Genomic DNA, 25,702 nt, shown 5'->3' on the forward strand with positions numbered 1-25,702 from the left:
CAACTCGCTATGACAAGCTGGCCTGCACTTACCGGGCCGGGTTCGTCATGGCCCTCACGGTCGAATGGCTGAAGCTATTGGGAGACATGACCTAGTCGCGACCGGGGTCAACGCCGAGGGCTACCGCGAGATCCTCGGCCTGCAGGTCACCAGTGGTGAAGACAGTGCCGGCTGGTTGGCGTTCTCCCGCGACCAAGTCGCCCGGGGTTGGTCCGGGTCAAGCTGGTCACCTCCGATGCCCACGCCCGGCTGGTCGCCGCGGTCGGCGCAACCCTGCCCGGCGCGTCCTGGCAACGCTGCAGAACCCACTACACCGTCAATCTGATGTCGATCACTCCGAAAACATCATGGCGCTGGGTCCGGACCCTGCTGCACTCGGTATTCGACCAAGCAGACCCGGAATCAGTTACCGCTCAATATGATCGGATGCTCGACGCCCTGACCGAGAAACTTCCGAAAGTCGCCGCTCATCTGGACGCGGTCCGCGCGGGCCTGCTCGCGTTCACCAGCTTCCCGAAACAGATCTGGCGTCAGATCTGGTCGAACAACCCCCAGGAACGGCTGAACAAGAAATCCGGCGGCGCACCGACGTGGTCGGGATCTTCCCCGACCGGACTGCGATCATCCGCTTGGTCGGCGCGGTGTTGGCCGAACAACACGACGAATGGATCGAAGGCCGCCGCTACCTCGGCCTCGACGTCCTCGCCCGTTCCCGCAACCTCGCCGAACCCACCGACGAACAGGAGGACCCCGCAGCACTGACAGCCTGACCGACTACGGTCACGCGGCGGTCACCTCGATACACCACGCATTTGGACTTGACCAAGCGATGATGAGAGTGCGCGCACAGCAACTGCTTTCGACGATCAGGTGTAGGAACCACGATCATCTCGGGGTTGTCGCTGTGCCCGCGCTAACGACACACCCCTGAATCCGCAGGTCCATACCCTCTTCTCCCGACTTTGACGCGGCCCTGGCCGAACCACGAGCCTCGTCAGCTATCGCTAGGCTGGGTCAAAGTTTTCGAACCATGACGTAAGCTCGACAAGTGTCGGCCAACACTGAGCCTCGGAGGGGTGCAGAAGGTTCAAGCCCGTATTCGACGGGAGGTGGCGGCACGGTCTTGGAACATAGTTACGGCGCGCTGCTGCTGTCTCATCTCCTTACTGCGGAGCCTTTGCCGGAGCTTGGCGATGACGTAACCCCAAACGAAATCGCCTTCCAGGCGAGCAGCTTCAGCGCCGTGGATGACCTCGTACTAAGTGGATTTTCATCGATCGGCACGAAGCGACGGGTATCGATCGGAGTCCGTAGGGATCCGAAATTCGTACCCAGTGACCGGGCATCCAGAGACTTGATCAGCTCGTACGTTCGGGTGGTGCACGACCATCCCGAGGAAGTCGCCAACGGCGACTGGCGGCTCGCCCTTGTCGTTGCAAGCCCTAACTCACATGTACGGCAGCTACGCGAACTGGCTGGCATCGCAAGGGACACGAAGAGCAATGAACAGTTCCGTAATGAAGTTACTCGTTCCGGCCGAACGACCCAGTCAGTCCGGGAGCGATTGCAGCACTTCGATCGCGTCATTGTTTTGGCGATCTCAAGCACTGTTATCAACACGAATCGAGTGCCACCCCAGGAGTGGACTTGGCGAGTCCTAAGAGTGTTGCGTCTACGGGAGGTGAGGCTCGAAGGGGTAGATCAGACCGACAGAACAGCAGCTGTTGGCCGACTCATGAGTGTCGTTCAACCGGGAACCGCCGCAGTCGCGGACCAGCTTCTCAGCCGGCTCTACGAGCTGGTCGGCCGGTACGCTCCTGCGGCAGCAACCAAGACGGTTGATTCACTGACGCAGGACCTCAACGGCTTTCCTCTTTCGGACCGACCCAGGCAAGAGAGCGCCCCTGATAATCAGGACCTGATGAGGGAGCGTCGTCCCATGGTGCGGTCCGACTATCTGTCCCAGGTGCGGCGCATCGCCCCGCGACGGCTCCTTGGACGCGAAAAGGAGTTGGAAGAGCTGGCACATTTCTGTGCTAGTCCAGAATCGGATTCGTATATCTGGTGGCGCGCAGAGGCATGGGCTGGAAAATCAGCGTTGCTGGCAACTTTTGTACTGTCCCCCCCTTCCGGCGTTCGGGTGCTGTCATTTTTTATTACGGCACGCCTGGCAGGAAATGCAGACAGGACCGCGTTTGGTGAGGTCACCCTAGAGCAGGTGTTGGAGCTTCTGGGTGAGCCATTACCGACACTACTCACGGATGCTACACGCGAAGCGCATCTTCTAGGCGCTTTCGAGCGCGCATCTGAAGCCTGTCGACGCAGAGGCGAAATTCTTGTACTTGTAGTGGACGGGCTGGATGAGGACCAGGGAGTCAGTTCAGCACTGGACACTTATAGTATAGCTGCGATGTTACCGCGCAATCCACCAGCTGGAATGCGTATAGTCGTAGCAGGCCGCCCTAACCCCCGAATTCCCGAAGATGTTCCTGACGACCACCCTCTACGCTGGCCCAGCATAACGCGGCCGCTCGTGGCTTCACCACACGCGGAGGTAGTTCGTTCCGACGCCCAACGCGAGCTGAAGAGGCTTCTAAAGGCTAGTCCAGTCGAGAAGGACTTGCTGGGCCTACTAACCGCTTCCGGAGGAGGCCTTTCCGAAGCGGATCTAGCGGAACTCACAGGGTTGACTGAGTGGGAAATTGAGGACCACCTCGGAACAGTATCTGCACGTACATTTTCTCCACGCGCTGGACGCTGGCGGCAGCAGATAGCGGTCTATGTCCTGTGTCACGAAGAGATTCAGCAGCAAGCGGCGCGATTCCTTGGCCAGGATCAACTGGCAATGTACCGTGATCGGATACATTCCTGGGTCGATAGATATCGAGCCAACAAATGGCCGGCAGAGACGCCTGAGTATGCGCTCCGGGGATACTTTAAGCTCTTGCAAACCGAGGTCGATATTATCCAAATGCTGAGTTGTGCGACGGACCCCAACCGGCACCTCCGCATGTTGGATATCACCGGTGGCGACAGCGTCGCCCTCGCCGAGATCGTGGCGACACAAGAATCCATTTCCAATCAATCCGTTCCAGATCTTGTAGCGCTGAGTCGCCTCTCCGTCCACCGGATCAGACTAATCCAGAGAAACAACCACATCCCTACCCACCTCGCGGTCGTTTGGGCGCAATTGGACAGATTCGATCGCGCCGAAGCTACAGCCCGATCCATCCCCGTATCCGAAAAACAGGTCAAGGCCCTCGCATCTTTAGCTCGGCACATGGCGACAGTCGGCGATTTGCGGCGCGCTCACATCTTGGCAGAGCAGGCCGAGAGTCTCCTTGCCAGGATTGTCGACATGCATACCGAAGCACACGGGTATGCGAATGTCGCCCGCGCCTTCGCTAGTGCAGGAGACACGCGTCGTGCGCGGCGGTTGGTAGTCAGTGCGATGGATATAGCACGGGCACAGGTGGATGGAGTACAGCGAGAGCGTGCACTCGTCTCTGTCGCGCGCGCCACCGCGGCCGCAGGGGAAATCGAGCGAGCTGTCAGCCTCGCAAATTCTCTTACGCACTGGTCCGAGAAAGCTCAAGCCCTAGGGGCAGTGGCAAATGAAGCATCAAATTCCGGCGATTGGAAAAAAGGCAGAGGTATCGCCCGCACGATTACTCCGAGGGGTGATCGAGCGCAAGCGCTCGCAGTGGTTGCTCGGGCGGCAATGACCACAGGGGCCTCCCACGCCGCAACGGTCATCGCAGAAGAGGCTGAGGACGTAGCGATGGCTATCAAGAATCCTGGACGTAGGGCCTGGATTCTGGCCGCTGTTGCACATGAAGCAGCAAATTCTGACGAGAATGCAAGGGCAAGAAAGATCTTGCGCGAGGCCAAGCTGTCGGCCCGCCAGATAACACACGGGGCCACCAGAGATGATGCTCTTCTCGCGATAGCCCGTGGCATGGCGCAGTCCGGCGATTCAGAACCAGCGGTTGCTTTCGCCCGAAAGTTGACCAATCGGTCGAGGCGGGCGAAGGCACTGGCTGTCGTCGCTTCTAGCATTGCCACAAACGGCGACTTACATCGTGCCGAAATGATTGCCACCGAGGCAGAGTCCATCGCCAGGTCTACGAGCATCCTATACTTCAGCGGCAGCGAGGTCGCCATGCTTGTGCAGGCCATGGTTTCGATCGGAGACCTCGACGGAGCGGAGGTGATGGCCCGAACAATATCGGAAATACCACGAAGGAACAGCACATTAACGGTTATCGCCGAGGCCATTGCAGTACACGGTGACATGACTCGAGCCGAAGAAATCGCAGCCTCGATTACCGATGTTCCCCAGCGATCGAAGGCGCTTATACTGCTAGTTAAGGCGGGATTCTCTCGCGGCGAAACCGATGTCGCCGAAAGAATTGCAAATTCAATCGAAACACCCAAGGTTCGCATCAAAGCAATGGCATTGCTGCGGCAGAACCGGGGCGAGACCGGTGACGCGAATTTCGAACGCCTAAAGAACAACACATCTCCCCACGGTCATTCATTCGAGGACAGGCCAGTCGATTCGCATAGTTCCAATACGAACCGCGTTGAACTGTTAGATCTAAAATCTCCCGCTGAGCTGTACAGGCAGGCCACTGGCCTGACCGACCGCGCCTGCGCAGCTGCCGTAAATGGCGACATGCTGGGAGCATGGTCAGCGGTCGAAGCGATTATTGTCCCAGTACTCAAAGCGAGAGCTCTACTGTCCATATCGACAGCATTGGTGCAAGCAGAAGACCCGCAAGGCGCTCTTGAGTACGCCAATATTGCACTTAACCAAACAAATTCGCTATCCAGCGCATTGAATCGAGACCAGACGATTATTGAGATCGCACAACATTTTGTTGCACTGAAAGAATTTCGTCATGCTGAGCGACTCATCGGCTCCATTGTAAGTCCGCCGCTTCGCCAACGGGGATACGGAGCTATTGCCCAATCAGTAGCAGGTGGCGGCGAGTTCGCTCTAGCGGAGCAAGTCGCTCGAAGGGTCTCCGATGCCCCCAGAAGAGCCAAAACCCTGGCTTCCATCGCGAATATTGCGGCGGAATGCGGATTCATAGCCGAGTCAGAGCGGGTAATCCATTCAATCGCGGATCCGATCGTGCGAGCACGCTCCCTGGGCGAGCTTGCTCAGATATGCGCAAAAATTGGCGATTCTGAACGTGCCGAGAAACTTGCCGCCACCATTACTGATCCGGGTGAACGCGCAAAGACCTTGGCCGCACTTGCTCTGGGCATCGAAATTGACAGGGCCGCAGCAGTCCTCGCGCAAGCACTATCGCTTGGCCACTGGGGGAGCTGTTTACCAGCGCTGGTCCGTATCGAACCGGAGGCGGTGAGAGCGGTGCGTGACGAGTTCCGACTTATTCATGATCAATAGAACGACAGGCGTTCAATGGTTCATGGTTGGTAAATGCCGCATTCTCGGTATTGGTCCCGTCCGGAATAAGACGACATTCTCATTGCCCACCGCCTCACCGTGCGAGTACTTCTCGACACGCCCGCCCCCCGCACGGTTTGATCATTTCCGCCGACAGCCACGCGCTCCACGACCCCAAACCCGTATGTCCAGCCCAATCCGGACTTCACAGAAGTCGGAAGCGTTGACCCCGCTCACGCGGGGATGTTCACCAAACCTGCCGTGCCTCGGTAACCTGCGTCGGAAGACGTTTCCACTGCGACCGAGGAGCCTCGTCTGTCCACCCTTGAACACACTGTATAGCGGCACCGACCTGGATTACGGAAAACGTTGCTGCGGCAATTGAGCCTTTTTCATCCTGAAGTCGAACATCGCTGCCGTACTGCGTGATTGAGCCGACCCGACCCCTGAATCGGCGAAGCCCCTGGTAGAGAGTCGATTACCACGCCAACTCGCACCAACCAGGGGCTTCCATGCTGTTCTACCGTGCCGCGCTGCCATTGTCACCCTCGACCTTGCACTACGTCGCCGCGATCATCCGCGGGCACCTCCGCGAGATCGGATCACGCTGGCGCGCACTCGATCCAGGCCAGCAAGCCATGCTCGTGCTGGTCTACCTGAGCAAAGGCGAACCGTTCACCGACCTCGGGGCCGGCTTCGAGGTATCCGCGAGCACCACATGACGCTAAGTCGAGGAAACCGCAGCCCTGCTCGCCGAACAGGCACCCTCGCTCAAGACCGCGTTACGGAAGGCGAAAGCCGCTGGTCATAGCTATCTGATCCTGCGACGGCACCGTCATCGCGATCGACCGGCTCGCTGCGGATCGCCCGTTCTATTCGGGCAAGCACCGGTTCAACGGGATGAACGTGCAGGTCGTGGCCACACCCGCCGGTGAGATCGTGTGGCTCTCACCAGCGTTGCCGGGCAGTGTCCACGACAGCAAAGCCGCGTGGATCTTTCGTATCGTCTACGAACTGGTCACGGGCGGCTGGATCGCGCTGGCGGACAAGGGCTATCAGGACGTCGAGGGTGTCCTCACCCCGTACAAAGGGCGCGGTAAACCTGTGTCGCAGAAGCAGGCCAACCGGGCTAACGCGCGGCTACGCGGTCGTGGTGAGCGGGCGTTCGCGCAGCTGAAGACGTGGAAGGTGTTGCGGAAGTTGCGGTGCTGCCCGGACAAGACCACGAGGCTCGTCAAGGCAATCGGGGTATTGCAGGACCGCGAGCTCGCCGCCTCGGCAGGATGAAAAAGGCTCCATCTAGGGCGCGCCTAGGGTTCGTGCGCTGCTTCCTCGCGTTGCGCCCGGCGGTAATAGTCGGGCGCCGGTGTCGGTTTTCGAGGAACCACTCTTTTCCAAGAGTCCCAGAGGGCAGTGCTGATCGGGTTTCGTCTTGAAGGAAGCCCCTTTACTGCGCGGTCAAGCGCCGGTGGGGTCGGGTCCGCGAACGTTAGTGCTTCGAGCACCTTGCGGCCAGCACCGGGCTCCGCGGCGAGGATTGGGCAGATCCGCTCGATGTCATGGGCACTGATCGTCGAACTTTCAACTTCGTTCGCACTGAACATGTCTCGGTACAGGAAGGTATCGATATTATGAACGGGCTCCAAAGTGACTACCAGGCCCCGGATCTCGCGGTCGGCGGGAATATGGGCGAGTTCAGGAGCTTCGCCGATCAGGGCAGCGGTTCTGTCGATTTGGTTCCGCGCGTGCTGAACCTTGGCTACTAGGTTGCTGAGGCCGGATTCCGTTCCAGCGCGGGCGTCATCTTTGGGGCGGAAACCCTTGGTCTCGATGAGCACCACCACCTCATCGAAGACGAGGAAGTAGTCGATCGTCTTGTTTTGTCCTCTGTTGTACGCGACCTCTGGGTAGACCACGGCGCCGGCACTCTCCAGGAACGCGAGGTGTCGACCGGCGTAGCGCTCGAACGAGTCACCCAGCGCACGAGAGAAGTCTTCGCCGAAGTGCTCCATGCCCGTGTAGAAGAGCCCGAGTGGGGTGATCTTCTGGACCAGGTAGTTGTACACAGGCAAGAGGTAACCGCCCTTTCCGTCCTTGACCAGAGGATTTCCCAGCAAGGGATTGTAGGACCAATTTTTGGCCTCGGCCTGTTCATGGGTACGCGCAACGGATTGAAGCGACGGCAGGTCGGCAGCCAGGTTGCGCTCGATCACCGACCGGACAGTGTCGAGGTCCAGTCCCGCGAAGAACCCCATCTGGTGAGCCTCGTGGATGTGGCTGGGCGTCAGATGACCGCCGTAGGTGTTGGTGAGTGAGGTGAGTTGAAAGACGATGGTCATGAACTCAGAGAGTGTCGCCCCGAGTGCGGCACACCAGTCAGCATCCGTCGGAATCCCACGAACGGCCGGATCGACATCGATCAGCAGCCCGATGGTCCGAGCGATGTTCTCGAAGTCCGAGTACTGGAACAAGGCCTGCTGGTACATGATGCGAGCGAACATGCGCGTCAACCCTGGATCAGAGAGGATCCCGGTCTCCGGCACATCACAGTGGTCGAGTTCGATCGCCATGACGCACAACGCGAACAACTCGTTGTCTGTCAGCGGGCGATCTACCACTCGGCCTCGTCGACGTCCAGCTTCCACGATCGCGACTCGGGCGACCGCCGCGAGGGTGAACTGACGAACGGGACCGGTCTCACTCCACCGGCGGGAGGCCAGACCGAAGTCCGCGCGTTGCAGCTCTGCGCTGGTAGAGGTGATCATGTCCAAGACACGGCTGACATCGAATCGTCGAACCGCCTGCGCAAACTTTCGATACGGGATCCGCCTCGTGGACATCAGCACACGCTACCGATCTGAACTGAGACAGCACCACCCGATTTGTCCCTCAGCTCCCTTCACGGCAAGACCACCAAGCCCCAGCCGACGAACGATCGCGCGGATCACCATTCCCACCGTGCACTGCGCGACCGGCGGATCTCCGCCCAATCCTCTACGTTCAGCACCTCATGATCATTCACGGGATGGGCCAGCATTCACCCGGAATCAGACGGTCAGTCTTCCGACGGAAGCGACATCATCGAACAGAATTCAGAATCAAATCGGGGGTAAGCGGGGGCCGGACACGAAAACAGGTCAAGCCCGGTCTATGACCGGGCCTGACCTGCCATTTAAGTGGAGCTAAGGGGACTCGAACCCCTGACCCCCACACTGCCAGTGTGGTGCGCTACCAGCTGCGCCATAGCCCCGTGTTCAGTTGTTCAGCTGCTCTCGCTGCTGCCTGAATGAAGTTACACCATGCGTCTGAGAGACAACAAATCGGCTGGTAGATGGCGAAAATGTGGGGTGGGGGCGGGGACTTCGGGGGCACGTGAGGCGGGACGGATCGGCTGGTCAGGGGTAGAATGTGCCGAACCTCACGCGGGGGCTCATGGGGCCAGGTTCACTACCCAGTTCTCGTCTTGCCAGTTGATCTTGGTGGTGCCGTCGTAGATCGAGGGGGTGGCGGCCTTGTTGCCGGTGCGGGCGTCGAGGTCGGCGAGGTTTTTCGCGGCGGCGGTCTTGGCGGCATCGGATCGGGTGCCGTTGTTGATGCAGGCGGCGACGGATTCGGGGGCGCCGGATTCGGTGGCGATGGTGGCGAGGGCGGGGTTGCTCAGGTCGGAGCCGCCTTCGGCGGGCTGCCGCTTCGTGAACAGCGTCTCGTGGAACTTGCTGTAGGTGGGGCCCGAACCCGATTGGGCGACACAGAGATTCGCGGCGATCGCGCGGGTGGAGTAGTCCTTGCTCCTGGACTGGGGGTCGAGGAAGCTGACGAGGTGGTAGTTCACCGCGAGCTTGCCTTCGTCGATCTTCTGGGCGAGTTCCTGGCCGAAGCTGGTTTCCATCGTGCCGCAGGCGGGGCAGATGGGGTCCTCGAAGATCTCGACGGTCTCGATGGCGTCGGGGCGGCCGAGGCGGATGACGCCCTCGGGGGTGGCGCTGACCTGCACGGCGGCCTCGCGGACGGGGCCGTAGCCCTCGTTGCGGACGGCGGGCGGCGGTTCGGCGCTCCACTTGTAGGCAGCGAACACCATCAACCCGATGAGGACGACCGCCACCGCGGCCAGCGCGTAGGTGGTGTTGCTGGAAACGGGGCGCGGATTGTGCGAAGAACCGGCTGTGCTCACCCGTCCACTCTGCCTCGAGTCGCCGCCGGCTCGCCGCCCGGGCAGGCCGAAATGGCGCTGACCTGCTACTGGGGCTTGTGGTAGTCGCTGGGTCGACCCGCGGGAACCATGCCGTCACGCACCACCGGCAACCCGTCGGGGCTGCCATCGCAGCTGCATTGCGGGTCGATGCCGTCACCCGCGTGATCGGGGTGCTCGGGATCTTCGGGATGGATGATCTGCGAGGGCTCGGGAGTCACCAGCCACAGCGCGGCCGACACCGCGAGCACCGCGCCGGTGACCGCCATGCCCACCCCGAACGAGGTGCGCTCGGCCAGCCAGCCGATGACGATCGGGCCGAGCACGGTGCCGAAATCGGCCGCCATCTGGAACGCGGCAAGCACCGGGCCGCCGCGAGCACGCGAACCGATCACATCGGCCAGTGCGGCCTGCTGCACGGGGCTGAACATCCCCGAACCGAGGCCAGCGATAAACGACGCGATCAGGAACCACAGCAGGTTCGGCGCGAAGCCGAGCGCACCGGTCCCGAGCGCACAGATGACCGACCCGGCGATCAGGAACGGCTTGCGCCCGAACCGGTCGGAGAGCCGACCGGACAGGAACAGCACTGCCGCGTTGCCCGCGGCGAACACCGTCAAAGCCACGCCCGCCATGCCGATTTCCTGGTGCAGGGTCTCGACGACCAGCAGGGGCACGAACGCCATCCGCACACCGAATACCGCGATGCCACCCGCGAAACTCGACAGCAGCACCGCGCGGTAGGCGGGTTCGGCCCACCCCTGACGGAAGGTGAATTCGATCGGCTGCACACCGTTCTCGGGTGTGAGCACCGGCGATTCACGCAACCCGGCGAACACGATCACACACACCACCAGCAGCGCGGCCATGTAGATGAGGAACGGCGCACGCAGCCCGAACCCGGCCAAACTACTTCCGACCAGCGGACCGAGCAGCGACCCGATCAGAAAACTCGTCGAGTAGACGCCGGAGATCCGGCCACGCGCCGCGGGCGGTGACACCCGGATGATCAGCGCCATCGACGACACCGTGAACATCGTCGACCCGATACCGCCCAGCGAACGCAGCACCAGCAGTTGCCAATACGTCTGCGCCAGCGCGCACGCACCGGTCGACAGGGCGACGATCGCGATGCCGGCCAGATACACCCGCCGCTCGCCCAGCTTCTGCACGAGCCGCCCGCTGGCGGGCGCGAACAGCAACCGCATCAACGCGAACGCGCTCACGATCGCCGAGGCGGCCGCGATGCCGACCCCGAATTCACGCGCGTACTGCGGCAACACGGGTGCGACGAGACCGAACCCGAGCGCGATCACGAAAGCGGCCGCGATCAGGACCCAGATCTCGGCGGGTAGCCGGACTTTGGCCGGAGCGCTCACTCGATCAGCGCCTGGTTCACCATCTCCTCGGCCGCAGCCTGCACCTGGGTGAGATGTTCAGGACCGAGGAACGACTCGGCGTAGATCTTGTATTTGTCCTCGGTGCCCGAGGGACGTGCGGCGAACCAGGCGTTCTCCGTGGTGACCTTCAGCCCGCCCAGCGGCGCTCCGTTGCCGCGCGCGGTGGTGAGGATGCCGGTGATCTCCTCGCCCGCGATCTCGGTGCCGGTGACGGCATCGGGAGTCAGGCGCGCGAGTTTGGCCTTCTGTTCACCGGTGGCGGGGGCGTCGATGCGCGCATAGGCGGGGCTGCCGTACTGGCGTTCGAGTTCGCCGTACCTGGCCGACGGGGTCTGGCCGGTGACGGCGGCGATCTCGGCGGCGAGCAGCGCGAGGAGGATGCCGTCCTTGTCGGTGGTCCACACGGTGCCGTCCATCCGCAGGAACGACGCGCCCGCGCTCTCCTCACCGCCGAAAGCCAAACTGCCACTGAACAATCCGGGCACGAACCACTTGAACCCGACCGGCACCTCGTGCACATCCCGCCCGAGCACGCCGACCACGCGGTCGACCATGGACGAGGTGACGACCGTCTTGCCGATCTTGGTGAGCGCGTCCCACCACATCCGATTCGCCACGAGGTATTCGATCGCGACGGCCAGGAAGTGATTGGGGTTCATCAGGCCACCGTCGGGGGTGACGATGCCGTGCCGGTCGGCGTCGGCGTCGTTGCCGGTGGAGATGTCGTAGTCGTCCTTGATCCCGACCAGGGCCGCCATGGCGTGGCGTGAGGACGGATCCATCCGGATCTGGCCGTCGCTGTCGAGGGTCATGAAACGCCAGGTGGGGTCGACGAACGGGTTCACCACCTCGAGCTCGAGATCGAAGCGCTGCCCGATCTCCTCCCAGTAGTCCACGCTCGCGCCGCCCATCGGGTCGGCGCCCATCCGGATGCCCGCGCCGCGAATCGCGTCCAGGTTCAACGCGTTCGGCAGATCGGCGACGTATTGGTCGAGGTAGTCGTAGCGCTGCACGTGGGAGTTCATCGCCTGATCGAGCGAGACCCGTTTGACCCCGGCCAGGCCGCCGCGCAGCAGTTCGTTGGCGCGGGCGGCGATGGCGTCGGTGGCCTTGGTGTCGGCGGGGCCGCCGTGTGGTGGGTTGTATTTGAAGCCGCCGTCGCGCGGTGGGTTGTGCGAGGGGGTGACCACGATGCCGTCGGCCTGGTGCTTGGTGCCGCCGCGATTGTGGTTCAAGACGGCATGACTCAGCGCGGGTGTGGGGGTGTAGCGGCCACGGGCGTCGATCACGGCCGTGACGTCGTTGCCCGCCAGGACCTCGAGTGCGGTGGTCCAGGCCGGTTCGGACAGTGCATGGGTATCGCGCGCGAGGTAGACCGGGCCGGTGATGTCACGGGTGGCGCGGTATTCGACGATCGCCTGCGTCATCGCCATGATGTGGGCTTCGTTGAACGCGCCGTCCTCGCTGGACCCACGGTGCCCCGAGGTACCGAACACCACCTGCTGGCTCGGCTCGTCCGGATCGGGGACGAGGCTGTAATACGCGGTGACCAGGTGGGCGATGTCCACCAGGTCGGTCGGGCGGGCGGGCCGTCCGGCGCGATCGTGGGCCATGGTGGGTGTTCCCTTCCGTGTCGGCTGCGCGCGGCTGGTCATGAGAATCATGCGCACAACCACTGGGTCAGGGACGCGGCGGCGTAAACCGCGGCCAGGCTCGCCGCGACGCTGATCACGACATTGCCCACGGCATACACGTAGGCGCCCTCGGTTACCAGACGGATCGTCTCGTAACCGAACGTGCTGAACGTGGTCAGCGCACCACAGAAGCCGGTTGCCGCGAATGCCAGCAGCGAACTGCCCGCACTCGCGCCGATCAAACCCCCGAGCAACGCCGAACCGACAATGTTAACGGTTAGCGTCCCCCATGGCAGCCCAGTCGGAAACCGCGCCGACATCTGCCGGTCGATCAGGTACCGGGCAGGTGCGCCGAGCATGCCACCGGCCATCACCAGCGCCACCGTCATGCCACGCCTCCCTGTGTGGGAGCCGACATCTCGACCATCGGCCCACCCCCTTCCGTCGTCGAATTCATGCGAACCCCCGCCGCGCGACCCACCGGGTCGCGATCATGGCGACTGCCACGGCACCGAGTGCCGCCAGTACCGACAGACCGAGATAGGCCACCGCGGTGCCCGTCGCACCGGTGCCGATGAGTCTACGAATCTCGAGGCTATAGGTGGAGAAAGTCGTGAAGCCGCCCAGCACACCGATTCCCAGGAACGGCCGCACGAGTTTCGGTGCCTCCCACAGTTCGGTGACCACGACCATCAGCACCCCGATCGCGAAGCAGCCGAGCACATTCACCGTCAATGTCGACCACGGGAATCGGCCGGGGAGCACCGGCCACCAGTGACCCATCCCGAACCTCGCGACGGCACCGAGGCCGCCCCCTACCGAGATCGCCGCGAGGACGGCGGGATCGAGCGCCGGAGGCCGCGATGTCATGCGCTGCCCTCCCGTTGGCCGATCCGTGTGGTGGTCGTTGCTCATGGTATCGAGACCCACCGACACCAGGGCGCGCGGTGCGGTCGCGGCAAACTTTCAGCAGACCCCACCGGCGAACGACGATGGCCCGAACCGATTGTCGGTTCGGGCCATCGCGTCGCGGTTGTGCTGGATCAGTGCGCCAGCACCGGCTCGCCTTCGGCCGGAGCGGGCACGGTGTTCGGCATGAGCACCGCGATCACGATCGCACCGAGCACGAAAGTGGCCGTCGCCCACCAGAAGCTGGTGGTGTAGCTCTCGATCGCGCCCTGCGCCATGGTGAGCGGGCCCGGCTGATGCGCCGACACGTAGTCGGTCATCGCCGAGGCCGCGATGGTGCTGAGCAGCGCGGTGCCGATGGAGCCACCGACCTGCTGGCTGGTGTTGACCATCGCCGAGGCGACACCGGCGTCCTCGTGCTGCACACCGGCCGTCGAGCCCTGGAACGCGACCGACATCGCACCACCGAGGCCGAGGCCGAGCAGTACCAGCGCGGGCAGGATATGGGTGACATAGCCCGAGTCGAGACCGATCTGGGTGAGCCACAGCATGCCCGCGGCGGCGATCAGGAAGCCACCGCTGATGACGATCTTGGGGCCGACCTTCGGCAGCAGCAGCGACGGCGCGGTGGTCGAGGAGACCACCATGCCCGCCACCATCGGCAGGAACGCCAGACCGGTCACGATCGGCGTGTACGCCAGGGTCAGCTGCATGTAGAAGGTGAGGAACAGGAAGATCGCGAACATGCCGATGCCCATGACGAACACGGTCAGGTACGACGCGCCACGGGTGCGGTCGGCGACGATGCGCAACGGCAGCAACGGATGCGCGACCTTGGTCTCGATCCACACGAAGGCCGCGAGCAGCACGGCGCCACCGATCAGGAAGGCCAGCGTGGTCGGGTCGCTCCAGCCGTTGGACTCGGCGTGGGAGAAGCCGTAGACGATGCCGAACAGCGCGGCGGTGACGGTGACGGTGCCGTACCAGTCGAGCTTGGGGCGCGAGGTCGAAGTGTGCTTGGCCAGCAGCAGCACAGCGCCGACGAGCGCGACGGCGGCGAAGATCAGGTTGACGTACATCGCCCAGCGCCACGACGCCCATTCGGTGAGCACGCCACCGAGCAGCAGACCGATCGCGCCACCGGCACCGGCCACGGCACCGAAGATGCCGAACGCCTTGGACCGTTCACCGGGTTCGGTGAAGGTGACCGTGAGCAGCGACAGCGCGGCGGGGGCGAGCAACGCACCGAACACACCCTGGCCGACCCGGGCCGCGACGAGCATCTCGAAGCTGGTGGCCGCACCGCCGATGGCCGAGGCCACCGCGAAGCCGATCAGCCCGACGATGAAGGTGTTGCGGCGACCGAACAGGTCGCTGAGCCTGCCGCCGAGCAGCAGGAGGCTGCCGAAGGCGAGGGCGTAGCCGGTGATGACCCACTGCCGGTCACCGTCGCCGAAGCCGAGGTCTGCCTGAGCCGCAGGCAGTGCGATATTGACGATCGTCGCATCGAGCACGACCATCAGCTGGGCGATGCCGAGTACGGCAAGCACCCACCAGCGCAGGGCGTGCGAGCCGCGGCGACCGGTATCCGCGGGGCTCTCGAGCCCGGTGTCGAGTGTGGTGGTCATAACTCCCCTAGTAGGTCTGCGGGTGGTTTCTGGTGGCATAATCGGAGATACCGCCTCCGCTTCATTCGAAGCTACCAGAGTAACGGAGAAACGACCTCCACTTAATCCCTGGATTGATAGGATGTACTTGTGAATCACGCCACGACGACTGCCACACCACCCCGCAGACTGCGCGCCGACGCCGCGCGCAATCAGCAACGCATCGTCGCGGCCGCCCGTGAGCTATTCGCCGATCACGGCCTCGAGATCACCCTCGACGACGTCGCCGAGCGCGCCGGAGTCGGCGTCGGCACGGTGTACCGGCGCTTCGCGAACAAGAAGGAACTCATCGCCGAGGTCTTCGACCAGCATGTGAAGGACTTCGCCGACGCGGCCGACGCGGCCATGAGCAACCCGGACGCCTGGCTCGCGCTCGTCGAGTTCTTCGAGAGTGCGTGCAAACACCTGGCGACCAACCGCGGTTTCGGCGAGGTGATGCTCGAACTCGAGGAAGATCCGGCCCGTTTCGCCGAGTTGCGCGACCGGATCCAACCGGCGGTCGCGGGCATCATCGATCGTGCGCGCGTGGCGGGCGCGGTGGACGCCGACGTCGCCACCTCCGACTTCTTCGCGCTGATCCACATGGTCAATTCCATCGCCGAGTTCGCCGGTCCGGTGAATTCCGAAGTGTGGCAACGGTATATGGCCATCGCGCTCAACGGCGTCCGCACCGACGCGGTGCCGCGCAGGCCACTGCTGGTCGCGCCGATGACCAACGAGGAGGTCGAGCAGGCCAAGGCCGCCGGCTGCCTCGGCCGCCGCCGCTGAGCCGAAACCTGTCCATCGAGTAGCGCGCGTCACAGCGCATCCTCTACTGTTGGACACATGACCAAGAGCACCTGGGTGAACTGGGCAGGCGAGCAGCGCTGCGCACCCGCCGTCGTCGCCGCGCCGCGTGACGTCGAGGAACTGGCCGCGATCGTGACGGATGCGGCCGCCGCGGGGCGGACGGTACGCGTCGCCGGGTCGGGGCACTCGTTCACCGACGCCGTGCTCACCGACGGCACGCTGGTCGATCTCAGTGGTCTGGACAAGGTGCTCGATGTCGACGCCGACACCGGACGGGTCCGGGTGGAAGCCGGGATCTCGCTGCACGCGGCGAGCCCGCTACTGCACGGACACGGGCTGGCCTTCCCCAATCTCGGCGACATCGACACCCAGAGCCTCGCGGGCGCGACCGCCACCGCCACCCACGGCACCGGCGCCCGGCTGCGCAACATCTCCGCGGCACTGCACTCGGTGGAGGTACTTCGTGCCGACGGCACCCGGGTGGAGCTCAACGAGCAGACCGACCCCGACGGCTGGCGGGCGGCGCGGGTCAGTGTCGGCGCGCTCGGCATCGTCACCGCGGCCACCTTGCAGCTCGAGCCGTCATTCGTGCTGGAGTGCGTCGAGCGGCCGGTGCCACTGAACGACGTGCTCGCCGATATCGACGAATTCGCCGACGGCAGCGATCATTTCGAGTTCTTCGCGTTCCCGCACAGCGAGACGGCGATGACCAAGTCCATCGATCGCACGGAGTCGCCCGAAGAACCGCGCGGCAAGGTGCGCGAGTGGATCAACGACATCCTGATCGCCAACCATGTCTACGACGGCATGTGTAGGCTGGGCCGGCGAATTCCTGCCGCCATCCCCATGATTCACCGCGCGGCCACCCTGGCGGGCAGCAACAACCGGCAGGTCGACCGTTCCTACCGGGTGTTCTCCACCCCGCGGCTGGTGAAGTTCAACGAGATGGAATACGCGATCCCGCGCGCCCACGCGGCCGAGGCGATTCGCGAAATCCTGGCATTGGGAAGGCGATTCGGCACACCGATGCCGATCGAGGTGCGCTGGGTCGCGCCCGACGACGCCTTCCTGTCCCCCGCGGGTGGACGCGAGACCTGCTACATCGCGGTGCACCAGTACCAGGGCATGGTGTGGGAGCCGTACTTCCGCGCGTGTGAGGCGGTGTTCGACGCCTATGACGGCAGGCCGCACTGGGGCAAACACCACTTCCAGACCGCCGAGACGCTGCGTTCGCGCTACCCCGAATGGGACCGCTTCACCGCCGTACGACGGCGGTTCGACCCCACCGGCGTGTTCGCCAACGACTACGTGCACCGGGTGCTCGGCTCACTCGACTGACGCCGCGGCGGTGCGGACACCGCTCGGACAACAGTGTCGCCGGATCCCCCGCACCGCCCCCGCCGCAGCGCCCTGATGGAATGATGACGGGTGATATCCGAAGCGCCACAAGCACTTCGCCCCTGCGCCGAAAGGGCGACCATGGCCCACACTCCCAGCGTGTTGTTCGTCTGCGTCAGCAATGCGGGCCGATCACAGATGGCGGCGGGTTTCCTGCGCGCCATGGCCGGTGACCGGATCGAGGTGCGCACCGCGGGCAGCGAACCGGCGGCCGAGCTGAATCCCGCCGCGGTGGCGGCCATGGCCGAGATCGGGATCGATATCTCCGGCGCACGGCCGACCCCGCTCACCGATGATGCCGTCGGGCTCTCGGATGTGGTGGTCACGATGGGGTGCGGCGAGGTGTGTCCGTACTTTCCCGGAATCAGCTATCGCGACTGGGTGCTGTCGGATCCGGCCGGGCAGCCGATCGAAGTGGTTCGCGGCATTCGCGACCACCTGCAGATTCTGATCGGGAACCTGATCGCGGAACTGGTGCCGGTGCCCGCGCGCTGACGTCCGATTCGTTCAAGACCGCACCCCGCTCGGGTGCCTAGGCTGAGAATATGACTCCACAGCTCGATGTCGTGTCCGTTGTTGTTTCCGATATGGCCGCTTCGGTGGCCTTCTACCGCAGGCTGGGACTGGTTTTCCCCGACGGTGCCGAATCCGAGGGGCATGCCGAGGCCGTGCTCGGCGGTGGCCTACGGCTGGCGCTGGACACCGAGGCGACGATCGCCTCCTTCATGCCCGGCTGGCAACCGCCGACCGGTCCCGGCCGCAGCAGTCTGGCGTTTCGATGCGCCGATCCGGCCGAGGTCGACAAGCTCTACGCCGAGCTCGTCGACGCCGGCCATCACGGCGAACTCCCACCGTGGGATGCCTTCTGGGGCCAGCGTTACGCCTCGCTCGCCGACCCCGACGGGCACGGAATCGACCTCTACGCGCCGTTGCCCGCCGAATAGGCCGACCAGTCGTGGGGGTCGCGCTGGCGCTGCTGATAGCGGCCGAGCATCTCGCGGACCTCGTCGCTCACCGGGGGTTCTCCGGTGAGCCTGGTCCACAGGTGCGCGTCGTGCTCGGTGAGCGTCACCGGTCCGGTCGCGGCCACCTCCACGACGAAGGTGAACTGCCTGGTGCGGGCGCCTTCGCCGGTCAGGTAGTCGAAATCGCCGAGGTAGTCGCTGACTCCGGTGACCTCGAGCCCGGTTTCCTGCGCGACTTCGCGGCCAAGCGCTTCGTCGAGTGCCTCACCCGGCTCGACGACGCCGCTGGGCAACTCCCACCGGCCACCGAGGAAATCCTGTCGTCGGCGGCGCAGGATGAGCACACGATGATGGCGGACGACGACCGCGCCGACGACAAGCCGGCGGATTTCGTCTCGTTCTGCCTCGATACGGAGGGTGGAGTACACGGATTCGTCGATCATCGGGTCACATCCTCTCGTCGGTGTTTCGGACTGGCCTAAGCACTTGCGACGGGGCGTGCACTACTGAGCCTAAACCTTCCGTCACGCTGTGCCGAATGAGACTTTCCGGGCAGCGAGACGCCCGATCAGCGGTGTTGCAGGGCGCCTACCGAGCATCCCGCCAGGTCACGGAACTCCCGCGACAGGTGTGCCTGGTCGGCGAAGCCGTTCGTCGCGGCGATTCGCGCGGCCGGAATTCCGGTGCGAACCGCTGCCAGCGCACGTTGAAAGCGCAGAATACGAGCCAACATCTTGGGTCCGTAGCCGAAGGCGAACAGGGAGCGCCGGTGCAGCATCCGGGCCGACATACCCGTCCGATCGGCGGTCTCGGCGACCGTCGCACCGGCCGACAGCGAATCGACAACCGCGGTGAGAGCTGGATCCGCGGGGCCGTTTTCGGTGGCGAATCGCAATGCGATCGTCTCGAGCGCCGCAACGCGGTCGGGCGCGTTGTCGATGCGGTCGACGAGTTCGCGGGTGGTGCGCGACGGCGCCAGCTCGGCCAGGTCGACCCGCTGGTTCAGCAGTTCCACCGCCGGAATCCCGAGCAACGTGGGCGCGGTGCCCGGCGCGAATCTGATGCCGACGAATTCGCTCGCTCGTGCGGTCGGGGCCAGGAACGCCCGACTGTCCGGGCCCGCCACCATCAGCGTGCCCTCGGTCCAGATCAGATCCATGCAACCGTCGGGGAACACCGTGACCGGACCGGTGTGGGCGGGCATGGTTCGCGACCAGACCACCGCACGGTCCAGCCGCGATTCGCGTTCCCGGTATTCGGCCACACTTCGACGGTAGCCCTACTTACCGACAACAACCCCGTATGTCTCTACTTGGAGGGGCCCGAAGGGCCCCGACTCGAGCGCGCCAGCGCTCCAACCAACACCGTAAGATCTGACGGCACGACGTTCGCTCGGCAGAGGGGTGCCACATGCAACCGACAGCAGCAGTGCGGGGTGGACGGCCGCGGGTGGCGGGATTTCCCGGCGCCGATATAGATATCGAGCCGGACGTGTGGTCGGGGGCGCGGGTCGATGACGACCGGATCCGGGCGTTGGCCGTCGGCGCGTATTACGGGCGCAGTTGGGGTGCACAGTGCGATGACGTCGCGTTCCTGCCGGAGGAGCCCGACAGCGCGTCGACCCGGCGCGAGACCGCGATCGAAGGACTGCACGAGTCGTGGGGCGTCGACAATGCCGAGGACGCGCACGACACCGTGCGGCGGTTGCTGGCCGGGATGCACGCGCCGCTGTTCGAACTGGTCCATCCACTCGCCGTCATGGCCGCGTCCGACACCGGCCGGGTCGACCGGTCGGGGTTGGCCGACGAACATCGCGAATTCCTGCACACGCTCTCGGGTTTCCGCGGTTATCGCGGGCCTGCCGGGATCGATCGCGACTACGACGCGTGGCTGCAAGCCATCAAGCTCGGCATCACCGACAGTCTGCCGACGCCACTGCAGATCGACGCCACCGCGTGGGATCTGGCCCGGCTGGTGTTCATCGCCCGCGCGGCGTGCACGGCGGGTTATCTGACCGACGACGAGGCGTGGGAGCACATGCTGACCGGGCTGGATCGTGCGCGTCAGCACTACCGCAACTGGCGGCAGTTCGGCGACGGCTTCCTCACGGGCGCGATCTTCTGGGCGGCCACCCAGGATCTGTCGGCCGCGAAAAGCCAAGTGGCCGAACGTAGGCGGATGATCGCTGGGCTGCACCTCCGGCCGTCGAGTCCGTGGCGGCGGGTGGCCCTGCATCGGGGTGCGCCGGTGTTCAGCCCGGCATCGTCAGCATGATGCCGACGGCTTGACGGCGGAACGGGTCGTCGTCGACCATTCCCAGTTTGCGGCGTTCCACCAGCAGTTGCCATTCGCCGAAGAGGTCTGCCGAGCAGGGCATGGACTGGGCGATGGATCCGTCGACGTGCTCGATTTCGCAGGCCAGGCGGACGGCCTCGGTGATGCGGGTGAAGTCGGCCGGTTCCCAGTCGACGAAGTCCAGGTCGGTGCCTGCGCCCGAAATCCGCAGGGTCGCGACCTTTCCGGGTTCCGTCAGCACTTCGGCACCGGTGAGAACCGAGACCGGGAATTCGTACACCGCCCACGCGGAGACGAACAGCAGGCGCAGAGTCGTGATCGCGACCAGACCCGGCGCACCCTCGTGGCCGGCTTGGGCCAGTTCGAGAACGTACTCGTCGGGGCGGGCACAGCTGTGCAGGATGTCGATCTCGCGTAGGGAGTTGCCCGCGTGGCGCATTCGGCGGGCCGCCGCCGTGACATCGGGACGGTGCCGGCCGTTCGGAGCCTGAACCGCTTGCGGTGGAACGAGATTCGGGCGGGGCGGAAACACCCTGCGTAGGCCGACGAGGTCGCGTTCGACAGCTCTGATCAGCGCCTGCGCCTGCTCGCGTAGATCGGTTTCCAGGAACACCGGCACCGGATGACGATCGGTCGGCGCACCGTTGACCACGAACTGTGCCGACCGGAAGAACAGCAGCAGCGCCATCTGCCCGTCCTCGGTGGTCGCGAGCGCGATCCTGCCCAGCTCGGCCACGCCGACGTCGAGCGCGATCTCGTTGTCGGCGCGCAGCGGCGTCGTCACCAGCCGCCCGTCCGCATACCGGACCGCGACCCGCGCACCCCATACTTCGATCACCGCCACGTCCCTCCTGGCATGCCCCGCATCGGTGGATCCTACCGAGGGGTCATCGTGGGCCGGGCGATGGTGTGCGAACGTGCGCTGAGGTGGCAGGCTGTAGGTATGCCCGATGAACAGGAAGTCTCCGCCGAACAGTCCGGTGCCGCGAACGAAACTCCGGAAGAGGCGACCAAGCGGAAGTTCCGCGAGGCGCTCGAGCGGAAGAACGGCCACTCCTCCGCGGGTGGGGCCGCCCAGAATTCCGCCAAAGTGCGTGGTACGCATGCTCAGGCGGGTGGGAAGCGAACCTTCCGCCGTCGCGCTGGCGGATAGTTTTCGCGCCTTGCCGTTGCGTGAGCAGCCCTGCCGTCACAGGTAATCACCTTGTGGCGCAGGGCTTTTCGCGAATTACTGCAAGCGGGAGGTATCAGCGTCCGCTTCGGCTCGAACGGCGTTCTCGAAGGTGACGCCGCTGTCCGCTTCGCTGAAGACCAGCCAGCAGCCCCGGATGGCGCCGAGCAGGTCTTCGAGCAGGTCGATCGCGGGGCGGGTGGGGTCGAGGCGGCAGATGCGGTAGCCGTCGGTCCAGGCGTCGGGATCGTCGTCCTCGTCGCGTTCCTCGATTTCCTGCGCGGCGTCGATGATTCCGTCCAGGTCACGGACCTTGCCTTCGGAGACGGCGATGGCATCGGCGATCAGGTCGACCACCACCTGTGTCGGCGTCTCCCCCTCGCTGAGCCGTTCCAAGACCACGGTCGGCGTTTCGACCTGGAGTGCTTCGATGTCGTCCGCCTCGGCGACCACGTCCACCGGCTCGAGGCCCGTGACCTCGCCCGCCACCGTTGCCGCGGCGCGCAGCCAGTGCGCGGCGGCGACCGATGCGGCGGCGGGGTCCAGCTCGGTGAACAGGTCGATCGTGCCCAAGGGATTGGCGCGCAGCAGCGTGTCGGCCGCGTGCACCTGGACCGGGGAGATCTCCGGTCTGGTCAGTTCGACGGCTTGTCGCGCCCGGCCGCCCAGATCGCCCAGCTCCGCGGCCGTGATCGCCGCCTGCTCGGTCAGCACTTCGTTCACCAAGCGGTCGATCAGGGCCGCATCGCCGATCGCATGGAGCACGCGGCCGAGGTGATGCGCCGATTCCTCGATGGGGCTGTAGAAGACGAGCATGCACCCGTCCTCATCGGGCAGGTTGGGCGTGCGCAGCGCGTCTTCGACCTTCGCGAACCGACCACGCTCCTCGGCCCGCCGCCACGCCTCCCCGTTCTCGACATCGGGATCCCCGGCCGCGGTCGCCGGATGCGTGTATGTCCGCCACTGAAACCGCGCCAAACTGGCCAGCGCCGCCGCCAGCTCCACCCCGTGCTCCGCCCCCGGCACCTCGGCGATCGTCTCGGCGACATCACCCCGACCGGTCCCCCAGGTAGCGACCAGCGTCCCCGCCCCCGAGTCGTATGCATACCGCGTCATTCGCTCAGTTCTACGTGGCCCACCACCACGCCCTTGCACCAGGGTCGCACCGATCAGGTCGGAGTCCGATCGAGGCCGGGAACGAACCACCTCCGGGGAGCGCGAGAGACCCCACGCCCAGCCTTGAACATGGCGACGTGCCCGCGTCTTCCAGAGATGGACCCGAAATTCCGGGTGTTCCTCGGCGAGCATCAGAATGTCGGGCAGCAACCGGCACCGTTGCCCGAGTCTCGCAGATGTCCACCTAGAGATCGCGGTACACGTCCCGCCGCCACCCGACTTTCACGACCAGGATCACCAGCACTTCGTCCTGTACTTGGTAGACCACCCGGAACCGTCCCACCCGCAGCCGGTACGCGTCTACGCCGACCAGCTTCCGGATGGCCAGACCCTCGGCATATGGATCGTCACCGAGGGTCGTCAGCGCGGTGAGGATACGCATCGCGTCCCGCTGTTCCAGATCACGCAGTTCACGCCTGGCCGATTCGTGGAACCGAAACTCGTACTTCACTTACGCGCCTCGAAAATGTCGGCGAGTACCTCGGCCATGCTGACGGTCGCAGTGCCGTCGACCAGCCGGGCGGCAGCTTCCCGTGCCAGCATCGCGTCCTCGGCCTCGTCTACGGCTTCCACGACGGACAGCGGGACGAGCGCGGCAGCCGGGGTGCCGTCGCGGAGAATGATCACTTGCTCGCCGGCCTCAGCCGCGTCGAGGTATTTCGCCAGATTGGCACGTAGTTCACGGGTACTGATCTCGTCCATGCCATCAGCGTACACGCTGTCGTGTACACATCAATGCCGTCGTCGGGGCATGAAAAAGCCCCTCACCTGCGTGTCAGGTGAGGGGCCTAGAGTGGAGCTGCCGGGAATCGAACCCGGGTCCTCCGCCGCGTCTTCAGGGCTTCTCCGTGTGCAGTTCGCTGTGTCTCTGCTTGGATCTCCTGGTCTCGCGAACAAGCCTGGATGACGATCCCAGTCGCTGTTAGATGTCCCCTTCGACTCCGCGACCGAGCCGAACGGTAATTCCCTCTAGCTGATGCCAGTACCCGAGTCGAGGGACGAACCCGGACTGACAGAGACGTCCTGGCTACTTAGGCAGCGAGGGCGTACTCGCGCTGATTGGAATCGGCGCTTAATTGGTTGCAGCGACGCTTACGGTGGTCTCTTGCCTGCACCGACACGCTTCCCCTGAATCAACGTACGCAGTCGAAACCGTTCAGCCCCGTACGTGCCCGCACCGTGCGGGCTAGTCATATTAACACCGGCGCGGTGCCAGATCTTCCCATTATTTCCGCCGGCTCGCGGTGGCGCCGAGTGACCTCATGGCGAACCACTCCGGACCAGGTCGGCGAATCGGGGTAGGAGCGCCGGTGGTGACGGGTACTGTTCTCGTTCGGCCGCCCCGGAACTGTGAAATGTCCTGGGCGACTGGAGCAAGGAGTTATCTCATGGCATTCACCGGTCAGCGTGGACTGCGCCGACTCGCGGCGATCCCGGCTGTTGCGAGCCTCGTACTGGCCGCTGCCTGCTCGTCGGGCGAGCCCACCGCCGGGCCGGGCGTCACCAGCACGCCCTGTCCGGGCTCGGCGAACAAAGATCGCGGCTGCATCTACCTCGGGGTGCTCTCGGATCTGGAGAACGGGCCGTTCACCCCGCTCGGTGCGTCGATGAACGACGGTCAGGTGGCGTTCTGGAAGCAGGTGAACGCGGCGGGCGGCATCGGCGGTTACGACATCGACATCAGCACCTACACCCGCAACACCTCCTACGATCCGCGTACCCATCGCAGCAAATATCAGGAGATCGAGCCGCACGTGCTCGCGTTGTCGATGAGTTTCGGGACCGCGCAGACCGTCGCGATGCTGAATCAGATGGACGTCGACGACATGGTGAGCACGGCGGCCACCCAGTGGTCGGGCTGGAACTATCGCAGCGCCGACCGCAATCTGGTGCTCAGCGCCGGCTACTCCTACTGCACCGAAGCGGTGACCGGCCTCGACTGGTTCGCCGAAACCCACTACGCGCCACGCAATATCGCTGTCGTCGCCTATCGCGGCAACTACGGCGGCGACTATGCCAGCGGTGCGCTGAAGTGGGCGCTGGCCAACGACGCGACCATCGCCGATCGCATCGACACCGGGCCCAATGCCGAGGTCGGCAATCAGGACGGGCCGGTGGCGGAGATCCTGGCGGCGGCACCGGATCTGGTGATGCTGGCCACCGGACCCGCCGAGACCGCGGAGATCGTGGGCAAGCTCGTGAAGTCGGGCTTCACCGGCCGGTTCCTCGGCTCGCTGCCCACCTGGAACGCGGCACTGCTGCAGTCGGCGGCCGCGCCCGCGCTGACCGCGCTCTACAACTACACGACCCCGGTCGACAGCTGGTCCGGCGACAGCGTGGGCGCCAAGCACGCCCGCGACGCGATCACCGGCGAACCGGCCAACTTCGGGTATTCGCTGGGCTGGGCGATCACCTATCCCCTCAAAGCCCTGCTCACGACGGCGGCGGCGAACGGCGAGCTCACCCGCGCCGGCCTGCGGCGCAGCATCGGGGCGATGAAACCCGACGGTGAAGGCATGGTCGTGATCCATCCGGCCGGTGCGGCGGGACCTGATCTGGAAACGGAATGGTCGGCGGTGTTCGAACCGGACAAGGCGGCGCCGATGGGAGCCAGGGCGGTGAGCGTCGGCTACCAGGGCAAGACGCTGGGTCGGCTGAACCTGCACGAGCCCTGCACCCGGCTGTAGGGA

Annotated in this window: 21 protein-coding genes, 1 tRNA gene, 1 other RNA gene and 2 pseudogenes; 10 read left to right on the forward strand and 15 right to left on the reverse strand. The window is 64.6% G+C overall.

What is annotated here, in order from left to right; genetic code table 11:
- Nucleotides 1-76: 76 nt before the first annotated feature.
- From ACFWPK_RS28060 to ACFWPK_RS28070, 3 genes and pseudogenes are all read left to right on the forward strand, one after another.
- A pseudogene (locus tag ACFWPK_RS28060) lies at nt 77-770 on the forward strand (transposase); the annotation flags it as partial.
- Between the two features lie 278 nt (nt 771-1,048).
- Nucleotides 1,049-5,419 (forward strand): tetratricopeptide repeat protein, encoded by a 4,371-nt coding sequence (locus ACFWPK_RS28065; protein ID WP_378920771.1) that lies wholly within the window; start codon nt 1,049-1,051, stop codon nt 5,417-5,419.
- 512 nt (nt 5,420-5,931) lie between these two features.
- A pseudogene (locus ACFWPK_RS28070) lies at nt 5,932-6,706 on the forward strand (transposase family protein).
- Nucleotides 6,707-6,729: 23 nt separating this feature from the next.
- Here ACFWPK_RS28070 and ACFWPK_RS28075 read toward each other — a convergent pair.
- From ACFWPK_RS28075 to ACFWPK_RS28110, 8 genes are all read right to left on the reverse strand, one after another.
- A complete protein-coding gene (locus ACFWPK_RS28075) occupies nt 6,730-8,259 on the reverse strand; it encodes a hypothetical protein (protein WP_378920773.1) in 1,530 nt (509 codons plus the stop codon).
- A 337-nt stretch (nt 8,260-8,596) separates the two neighbouring features.
- A tRNA-Ala gene (locus ACFWPK_RS28080) sits at nt 8,597-8,669 on the reverse strand.
- A 180-nt stretch (nt 8,670-8,849) separates the two neighbouring features.
- The gene (locus ACFWPK_RS28085; protein ID WP_378920775.1) at nt 8,850-9,590 is read right to left on the reverse strand and encodes a thioredoxin domain-containing protein; all 741 of its coding nucleotides are present in this window, start codon (nt 9,588-9,590) and stop codon (nt 8,850-8,852) included.
- A 65-nt stretch (nt 9,591-9,655) separates the two neighbouring features.
- Entirely contained in the window at nt 9,656-10,987 is a 1,332-nt protein-coding gene (locus tag ACFWPK_RS28090; RefSeq protein ID WP_378920777.1) for an MFS transporter, read from the reverse strand.
- On the reverse strand, nt 10,984-12,621 hold the full coding sequence (pgm, locus tag ACFWPK_RS28095) for a phosphoglucomutase (alpha-D-glucose-1,6-bisphosphate-dependent) (RefSeq protein ID WP_378920779.1): 1,638 nt from the start codon (nt 12,619-12,621) through the stop codon (nt 10,984-10,986). Before pgm ends, ACFWPK_RS28090 begins: the two co-directional genes overlap by 4 nt.
- A 47-nt stretch (nt 12,622-12,668) precedes the next feature.
- Complete coding sequence (crcB, locus tag ACFWPK_RS28100; protein ID WP_378920780.1) at nt 12,669-13,031, reverse strand: fluoride efflux transporter CrcB; 363 nt, start codon at nt 13,029-13,031, stop codon at nt 12,669-12,671.
- A 64-nt stretch (nt 13,032-13,095) separates the two neighbouring features.
- Entirely contained in the window at nt 13,096-13,512 is a 417-nt protein-coding gene (gene crcB / locus ACFWPK_RS28105) for a fluoride efflux transporter CrcB (RefSeq protein ID WP_378920783.1), read from the reverse strand.
- 173 nt (nt 13,513-13,685) lie between these two features.
- Entirely contained in the window at nt 13,686-15,179 is a 1,494-nt protein-coding gene (locus ACFWPK_RS28110) for an MFS transporter (RefSeq protein ID WP_378920785.1), read from the reverse strand.
- A 129-nt stretch (nt 15,180-15,308) separates the two neighbouring features.
- Between ACFWPK_RS28110 and ACFWPK_RS28115 the strand changes: the two genes are divergently transcribed.
- The 4 genes from ACFWPK_RS28115 to ACFWPK_RS28130 all read left to right on the forward strand — a co-directional run bounded on the left by ACFWPK_RS28115 (nt 15,309) and on the right by ACFWPK_RS28130 (nt 18,349).
- Nucleotides 15,309-15,986, forward strand: a complete 678-nt coding sequence (locus ACFWPK_RS28115) for a TetR/AcrR family transcriptional regulator (RefSeq protein ID WP_378920786.1) — start codon at nt 15,309-15,311, stop codon at nt 15,984-15,986.
- A 57-nt stretch (nt 15,987-16,043) separates the two neighbouring features.
- The gene (locus tag ACFWPK_RS28120; protein WP_378920788.1) at nt 16,044-17,345 is read left to right on the forward strand and encodes a D-arabinono-1,4-lactone oxidase; all 1,302 of its coding nucleotides are present in this window, start codon (nt 16,044-16,046) and stop codon (nt 17,343-17,345) included.
- A gap of 141 nt (nt 17,346-17,486) precedes the next feature.
- Nucleotides 17,487-17,900 (forward strand): arsenate reductase ArsC, encoded by a 414-nt coding sequence (locus ACFWPK_RS28125; protein ID WP_378920790.1) that lies wholly within the window; start codon nt 17,487-17,489, stop codon nt 17,898-17,900.
- Nucleotides 17,901-17,950: 50 nt separating this feature from the next.
- Complete coding sequence (locus tag ACFWPK_RS28130; RefSeq protein ID WP_378920792.1) at nt 17,951-18,349, forward strand: VOC family protein; 399 nt, start codon at nt 17,951-17,953, stop codon at nt 18,347-18,349.
- On the opposite strand, the gene ACFWPK_RS28135 is transcribed toward ACFWPK_RS28130, so the two are convergent.
- Both ACFWPK_RS28135 and ACFWPK_RS28140 read right to left on the reverse strand, forming a co-directional pair.
- Nucleotides 18,325-18,813, reverse strand: coding sequence for an NUDIX hydrolase (locus tag ACFWPK_RS28135; protein ID WP_378920794.1), 489 nt, complete (start codon nt 18,811-18,813; stop codon nt 18,325-18,327). The genes ACFWPK_RS28130 and ACFWPK_RS28135 overlap by 25 nt on opposite strands.
- 125 nt (nt 18,814-18,938) lie before the next feature.
- Entirely contained in the window at nt 18,939-19,634 is a 696-nt protein-coding gene (locus tag ACFWPK_RS28140; RefSeq protein WP_378920796.1) for a helix-turn-helix domain-containing protein, read from the reverse strand.
- Between the two features lie 146 nt (nt 19,635-19,780).
- Here ACFWPK_RS28140 and ACFWPK_RS28145 point away from each other — a divergent pair, with 146 nt between their 5' ends.
- A complete protein-coding gene (locus ACFWPK_RS28145) occupies nt 19,781-20,644 on the forward strand; it encodes a DUF1266 domain-containing protein (RefSeq protein ID WP_378920798.1) in 864 nt (287 codons plus the stop codon).
- Here ACFWPK_RS28145 and ACFWPK_RS28150 read toward each other — a convergent pair.
- The gene (locus tag ACFWPK_RS28150) at nt 20,622-21,509 is read right to left on the reverse strand and encodes a hypothetical protein (protein ID WP_378920800.1); all 888 of its coding nucleotides are present in this window, start codon (nt 21,507-21,509) and stop codon (nt 20,622-20,624) included. The two genes, ACFWPK_RS28145 and ACFWPK_RS28150, sit on opposite strands and share 23 nt — an antisense overlap.
- A 99-nt stretch (nt 21,510-21,608) precedes the next feature.
- On the opposite strand from ACFWPK_RS28150, the gene ACFWPK_RS28155 reads away from it, so the two are divergent.
- Entirely contained in the window at nt 21,609-21,818 is a 210-nt protein-coding gene (locus tag ACFWPK_RS28155) for a DUF5302 domain-containing protein (RefSeq protein WP_378920802.1), read from the forward strand.
- Nucleotides 21,819-21,893: 75 nt separating this feature from the next.
- Here the strand turns inward: ACFWPK_RS28155 and ACFWPK_RS28160 are convergent, their stop codons facing one another.
- From ACFWPK_RS28160 to ssrA, 4 genes are all read right to left on the reverse strand, one after another.
- Nucleotides 21,894-22,952 carry a hypothetical protein gene (locus ACFWPK_RS28160; RefSeq protein WP_378920804.1) on the reverse strand — a complete coding sequence of 353 codons (1,059 nt, stop codon included), beginning with the start codon at nt 22,950-22,952 and terminating at the stop codon, nt 21,894-21,896.
- 244 nt (nt 22,953-23,196) lie between these two features.
- Nucleotides 23,197-23,463 carry a type II toxin-antitoxin system RelE/ParE family toxin gene (locus tag ACFWPK_RS28165; protein ID WP_266292233.1) on the reverse strand — a complete coding sequence of 89 codons (267 nt, stop codon included), beginning with the start codon at nt 23,461-23,463 and terminating at the stop codon, nt 23,197-23,199.
- Nucleotides 23,460-23,714 (reverse strand): type II toxin-antitoxin system Phd/YefM family antitoxin, encoded by a 255-nt coding sequence (locus ACFWPK_RS28170; RefSeq protein ID WP_378920806.1) that lies wholly within the window; start codon nt 23,712-23,714, stop codon nt 23,460-23,462. The genes ACFWPK_RS28165 and ACFWPK_RS28170 overlap by 4 nt, the downstream gene beginning before the upstream one ends.
- 89 nt (nt 23,715-23,803) lie before the next feature.
- Nucleotides 23,804-24,176: a transfer-messenger RNA gene (ssrA, locus tag ACFWPK_RS28175) on the reverse strand.
- Between the two features lie 224 nt (nt 24,177-24,400).
- Here ssrA and ACFWPK_RS28180 point away from each other — a divergent pair.
- Nucleotides 24,401-25,699 carry an ABC transporter substrate-binding protein gene (locus tag ACFWPK_RS28180; RefSeq protein WP_378920808.1) on the forward strand — a complete coding sequence of 433 codons (1,299 nt, stop codon included), beginning with the start codon at nt 24,401-24,403 and terminating at the stop codon, nt 25,697-25,699.
- The last annotated feature ends 3 nt before the right edge of the window (nt 25,700-25,702 follow it).

Source organism: Nocardia sp. NPDC058519 (assembly GCF_042719755.1).
Taxonomy (GTDB): Bacteria; Actinomycetota; Actinomycetes; order Mycobacteriales; family Mycobacteriaceae; genus Nocardia.